Annotated in this window: 4 protein-coding genes; all 4 read left to right on the forward strand. The window is 40.4% G+C overall.

Annotation, left to right across the window (positions count from 1 at the left end):
- Nucleotides 1-221: 221 nt before the first annotated feature.
- A complete protein-coding gene (locus Q0590_RS36265) occupies nucleotides 222-3,488 on the forward strand; it encodes a cache domain-containing protein (protein ID WP_302042583.1) in 3,267 nt (1,088 codons plus the stop codon).
- A 5-nt stretch (nucleotides 3,489-3,493) separates the two neighbouring features.
- Nucleotides 3,494-4,006, forward strand: a complete 513-nt coding sequence (locus Q0590_RS36270; protein WP_302042584.1) for a hypothetical protein — start codon at nucleotides 3,494-3,496, stop codon at nucleotides 4,004-4,006.
- A 42-nt stretch (nucleotides 4,007-4,048) separates the two neighbouring features.
- Nucleotides 4,049-4,639, forward strand: a complete 591-nt coding sequence (locus tag Q0590_RS36275) for a hypothetical protein (RefSeq protein ID WP_302042585.1) — start codon at nucleotides 4,049-4,051, stop codon at nucleotides 4,637-4,639.
- 316 nt (nucleotides 4,640-4,955) lie between these two features.
- On the forward strand, nucleotides 4,956-5,993 hold the full coding sequence (locus Q0590_RS36280; RefSeq protein ID WP_302042586.1) for a tetratricopeptide repeat protein: 1,038 nt from the start codon (nucleotides 4,956-4,958) through the stop codon (nucleotides 5,991-5,993).
- The last annotated feature ends 190 nt before the right edge of the window (nucleotides 5,994-6,183 follow it).

A 6,183-nucleotide genomic window follows, 5' to 3' on the forward strand; every position in this document is an offset into this window, starting at 1 on the left:
TATAATCTATCCTTGTTTATAATCTATCCTTGTTTATAATCTATCCTTGTTTATATAGCCTGATCAATCAGAGAACGGTTACTTATATTTCTTATAAGTATGCACATTCTACTACTTTTTAAGAGTAGTTCCTTTGCTTTCCTAATCATACACCAGCTGCTGATCTGGAGAGGTGGTTTAACGTACTATGCCATTCTTTTTCAACCTGTGATCATCTACCGATGAAAATCAAGACAACCCAGCTAAAACATTACCGGATAACAGCCATCACCTTTGTCGTATTGACCCTAGGTTTTTTATTCTATTTTTTTTTCTATGTAAAAAGCAACGAATCCTACCTGAATGAAAGAGCATTCCGCATCTTAAGCCAGATAGATGAAAACTTAGGAGTTAAATACGCTACAACGCTAATCAACGCCCGCCGCGAGGCAGGCTATCTGACAGGTTTGCTTGCCGATACCATTCCTTCAGGGAAGGCTACTGCCCATGCTACGCTCAGTGATAAAAGAGGTGTATTTAATAAAAGCCTGCGTTTTAGAAGCATAAAACCTATCCCATTGGCTAGTGTACAGGTTTCCATGAAGCGTGCCAGATTACTAGAAATCACCAGCGGATGGCTCATGTCAATCAAAGACACCGCAGATTTAAGAAGCGAGCTCTCATCGGCACCTCTGAAAAAATTGAAGAAAATTAATCTAGATTCTACCATTATTTATTTTGAGGCAAGCACCAGATTAGCTGAATTTGTATCGCCACTGCTCTCGCCCTCAATCCCGGAAGTGTTTGATGAATTTGTGTTATTTTATGATACCAATACGCTATCAAAAACAGATACATCCGCAAGAAAGGGACCCGCCTCATATAAAGTTGTCTATGAAACCTTTACTAGTGGTTTTTTCCACCACCAGATCAATGATAGTTTACTTAACAGGGCGCAGCCGATCATTATCAGTGGTATAGCTTATAAAGTTTTTGTGCAACCGGTAAGCATGGGAAAAATACAAGGCTTAGTTTTATGTGGCCTGATCAAATCGAAAAGATACCAAGCCCAGGTATTTGCCGTTCCCATGTTCACAGTGATTGTCATGCTAATCCTGTTAATGCTGCTAGCCTTGGGCTATCCTTTTTTTAAGCTTCTGATTATGAGCGAATGGGAACGGGTGCGGGCAAGTGATGCTTTCTTTACGGTTTGTTCGATGATCGTGGGCTCCTTCCTGATCACGCTGCTCTTGTTTGCCATGTATGAACAATATTTTCCAGATAAACAAATCAAACGGGATGATCTGGAATCTCTATCTAAAAGCATCTCTGCTAGCTTAGTTGCTGAACTAAAAGCCATTGGTTTACAGCTGCATGCCTATAAGCATCTAGCCAAACAAGATACACCTATCAGATCCAATACAACTGCTAGATCCAATACAGCTATTAGATCCTATACAACGATTCTCTCCCAAAAGAAAGATACTGCCAATACGTTATATCCTGCTTATTATCCTTATTTGAAAGATGCTTTCTGGATAGATTCAGCTGGATATTCCAGGGAAATTTGGACCATAGAAGACAAAACCTCGCCCTCTGTATATGTGGGTGACCGGGAGTATTTTAAAAAAATTATCTATGACCGGGCCTGGTCTTTGCCACTATCAGATACTTCGTGGATAGCTGTTGGGTTTATGCCCATTTTTGACCGTATCACCGGTAAAAATTTAGCCGTTATCTCCACAGCTTATCGCAACACACATATATCTGCCAGCAGTCAGCTTCCGGTTACCTATGCGGGATTAGCCATTGAAACAGAGCTCTATTCGGTGGTGGATCCCATCCTGCCGCTCGGGTACGGATTTTGTATCCTGGATGATCGGGGAACCCCTTGGTTTCATTCAGACAAGCGCAAAAATCTGCAAGAAAAGTTTGTTAAGGAAACCAAAGACAACAGTTTGTTACAATCTGCCTTGCTGGGCAATAGCAACACGCATCTGGAGTTAACCTATAATGGAAAAGAGTACGAGGCCTATGTAAGCCAGATCCAACATCTGCCCCTGCATCTGGTGGTATTTTATAACAAGGATTATAGCAAAACTACCAGCGTTTTAACAATTACCCTATCGTTTCTCTGCTACCTGATCTGCTTACTTCCGCTGTGTGTGTTGTTGATGGCACAAAAATTTTCATACGTATCTGATTTCCGGTTGCGGGGTGAAAACTCTCCTTTTGCCTGGCTTAGGCCTAATAGAAAGAAAGCTTCAGCCTACAGGCGTCTATCAGGTATCCTTATCAGTATGTTGGGTTTGGTATTGGTTTATTTTTTCTACCCGTATCAGGCTATCTTGGTTGAAAAAACCAATCAGTATACCAATGGATTACCCTTTGTCTCTACAGCCCTTACCCTACATGCGCTAACGGCGATTTATTCTTTTCTGGCTGCTCATTTGTTGCTTTACGATCAGGTGCACCTAAAAACGTTCCGTAGCTTCAGTAGAAAGATAAATTATAGATTCTTTGTATCCTTTTTACTACTTGTTGCGCTCCTGAACCTGTATGTATGGCTGAAAAATGTTTCGTCAGAATTTTGGCTGCTTGTCTTCTTCCAGCTACTCCTGCTAGCGATTATTCTGCCCTGGAGTCTGATAAAGCCCTCTTCTTTACCAATCTACATTACGAGCAAAATTCCTTTCTCTACCTTAACCAAAAATTATTTAGCTTTTCTTTCCCTCTGGGTATTGCTTATTGGTGTACTACCGGCAGTGTCTTTCTTTCGGGAAACATATAATTATGAACAGCAGGTGGCCGCCAAGCATTATTTAATGAAAATGGCCCAGGATCTCACTAAACGAAAGGATAATATAGAGGATACGTATAGGGAGATTGCCTTTGCCAACGCTGATGATAAAGTTTCTTTCCTACACTCCTTGGTATTTTTGCAGGCAAACTTCAAGCAGCATAGCTACCATTCCACGGTAGCGCATCACAAAAAAGATAAAGGGGTAGATAAACAAAAAGGAGCCAAGTCTTCCATCGAAACGGATACGCATGCACTTCCTAATGAATTTACTCACCAAGATGACTTTGCACATAGGCTCCGCAATGAATTTCTCTATAATCCGGTGGTCGTAGAAAACCAGCATTTATCTTTTGGGACCAACAGTGGCTCACATCAATTTTCATTTAGCAGAGATCCTCAGGGTTCACTTTCCAAGCTGACATGCATCTTGCGGTATGCCGGGTTCAATCAAGGCAATGCGGAGGAAGAGGACCTGATTCTCAAGGCGGATCTTCCTCATTTTTGGTCAAGCTATGTAAGCCACCCAACTTCCTTAACAGTTTTTCTCATTATCTGGGGCACTCTACTATATTTGCTATTCTCTTTATGCCGGTTTGCTGTCTTTCGTCTATTCAATTTAGGGATAATCGATGAAAACTACCCGCTGCCAACGAATTTCAAACTCATAGCAGATGAAATACTGGCAGAGAAAAAAATGTATTCCTGACTGGGGTGTACCTCTCAGAATCCAATAATTTTATTACCCGCTATGTAACTTCTATCGATCACTCAACCGAGATTAATCTAAGTACAGCCAATCCAACGCTGATAACAGACTCAACAGGTGTCCCCACACCTCATCTTAAATTACTTATTTTCAGTTATTTTGAGTATATCCTTTTCTACTCCCCTAACAGGGCACTAGAGATACTTCAAGCAATTGAAAAATTACTCATAAAAAAAGACATACGCCTCTTGATTGTTTCCCAAAAAGATCCTGTCCAACTCTCTCAAGCCTTTCTTGAAAGTATAGACAGGCAAAAAATAGAAGAGAAACTGCTTATCCAACAAATACTAAATCGCTGGCAGAAGGTAGTAGGAAATTTCAATCAACAATTCTACCATATCAATACCAATTATCCTCTGGCTGGACATACCAATGGAAAAGCGGATGAGCTCGAAAAACCAAAATCAGCCCGCCCCAGCAAAGCGTTGCAGAGCAGAGCTAGCGGTAAAATAGTATAGCAAAGTAGTGATTTTTATAAAAAGCCTTAACCAATTTGTAACATGGAAGAAGCAGTAAAGAAAAAAGCACTGATCAAACAGGAGTGTGAGGGACACGGACCTTTTCTGTATGCATTGAAAGCATCCATGGAAAGCCAGTTTCTAAGCAATAAAGTATCGCAGGGCGATATTATTTTAAAAATTCAAAGCATCGCCCGCACACATTACCAGTGTTTATGGAAAGCCTGCACCCGGGAAGAGCAATACATCCTTTATGATATTGCACAAGATGGCCTGGTGAACTCAAAAAATACGCAGGTGATCATAGCGCTGATAGAAAAAGGATTACTCGTCTATGATGGAACGCTGTGGATTATGAACCACAGTTTCCGTAATTATATCCTTACCACCATCTCGCCGGAAGAAGTTTCAAAAATGAAAAGTGAAGCGTTAACTAGTGGGGCCTGGAGTGCCATAAAAGGACCTCTGATCTTGGTGGTGATTGCGTTAGTTGGATTTTTGTCACTAACCCAGCAAGAAACCTATAAACAAGCCATCGCTTTATTAGGTACCCTTACCGCTACCATTCCAATAATGATTCAACTGTTAGGAAGCAGCTCTCCTAGTCTAGGAAAAGGTGTAGAAAAAGAGTAACAACTACTCAAAATAGAAAACAACTAAACTTCCTGTTTTTTAGCTTATGTCATACCTTGCTTGCAGGCTTTGGGCATTCATGTCTTTTGTAGGCATACTGTGCTTATCATTCATAGCCCATATAATTGCTAGCTATAAACAGGTGGATGGTTTAGGTGAATTTCTTCATTTACTCTTAGAAGGCGTAGGTTCATCTTGTATGTTTTCGTAAGTTAGCTAGCTTACGTTTAGTTCAGTGATCTACTGATCCGCCCACCTATCATGTAGTTACATCTTGAATGGTATAGACGATTAAGAGAAAATTATTTTCTCCTTTATGTCCAGTACCATGGTGCAAACTTTAGTTCACTCGTTAAGAGGAGCAATGCTGTTGATGCTTATTTGTTTTTCTGCATTTGCTCAGTCAAGCCAAGATCTTATAAAAGAAGGGATCGCATGCTTTGATAAGGGGCAATATGAGCAGGCGATCAACCTCTATCAGCAAGCATTAGCCCTTGAGCCTACTTCTTCCCTGGCAAATTATGAAATCTCTATGACCTATCAGGCCATCAAAGATCACAAAAATGCCTTGAAATACAGTGAGCAAGCCCTTAAGCTAGATGCAAACCAGATGCCTGCCTATCTAGTCAAAGGCTCTGCACTCGATGATTTAGGCAGGCCCAAAGAAGCAGTGATGGTTTTTGAAAAATGTCTTCAAAAGTTTGGGAGTCACTACTTAGTGCATTACAATTTAGCCTTAACCCTTTTGCGCGTAGCGGATCAACAAGGGGCTGAAAAAAATCTGCTCAAAGCTATTGAGCTTCAACCTTCTCATGCCAGCAGCCATTTAATGCTCGCCAATAGTATGGGTAGCAAGGGAGCAAAAACACAGAGTATGCTTGGATATTATTATTTCCTCTTACTTGAACCAGCAACCGAGCGTTCGAAAGAAGCCTATCGTTCTTTGCTGTCTGTGATGAAAGCAGGGGTAAAAATTGATGAGCAGAATCCTAAACATATCACGATTACTGTAGACTCAAAAGGGGGCGCTACAGACATGATGATGGCATTAATGCAAGCAGCAAAGACTACAGAAGAAGTGAAAGAAAAGAACAAAAACAAAACAGCCGGCCAATTATTTATTGAAGATACAGAGATGTTTTTTGAGTTCTCCACTAGTCAAAAAGTAAAAAAGAAAGATAGAAATTTGTGGAATCAGCTCTATGCGCCATTATTTAAAAGCCTAGCCCAAACTGACCATATGTATGCTTTTTGTTATTATATCACCCAAGCCTCAAGCGAAGAGTCTGCTAAGTGGCTAAAAGACAACCCAGGGAAAGTAGACCAATTTAGTTTATGGTTAAAAAACCAATAATAGCCATAACCGATTTGTATTTACAAAGGTATCAGGTAGTTGGATGATTTACTTTTTAGCTGAGCCTCCTTCTCTTTTAGAAGTATATATACTTAGCGGTGTACGTAGGTAAAAGGGTATGTAATTACTAACTTGACGTGAACTATGGATTAGTAAAAGCATAAAGGGCTCAAAATGAATTAGCTTTGTA

It is taken from the genome of Rhodocytophaga aerolata (genome assembly GCF_030503435.1).
GTDB classification, from domain to species: Bacteria; Bacteroidota; Bacteroidia; order Cytophagales; family 172606-1; genus Rhodocytophaga; species Rhodocytophaga aerolata.

Coding starts and splice junctions, on each gene's coding strand:
- Q0590_RS36265 (WP_302042583.1), top strand. CDS start 222: ATGAAAATCAAGACAACCCAGCTAAAACATTACCGGATAACAGCCATC.
- Q0590_RS36275 (WP_302042585.1), top strand. CDS start 4,049: ATGGAAGAAGCAGTAAAGAAAAAAGCACTGATCAAACAGGAGTGTGAG.
- Q0590_RS36280 (WP_302042586.1), top strand. CDS start 4,956: ATGTCCAGTACCATGGTGCAAACTTTAGTTCACTCGTTAAGAGGAGCA.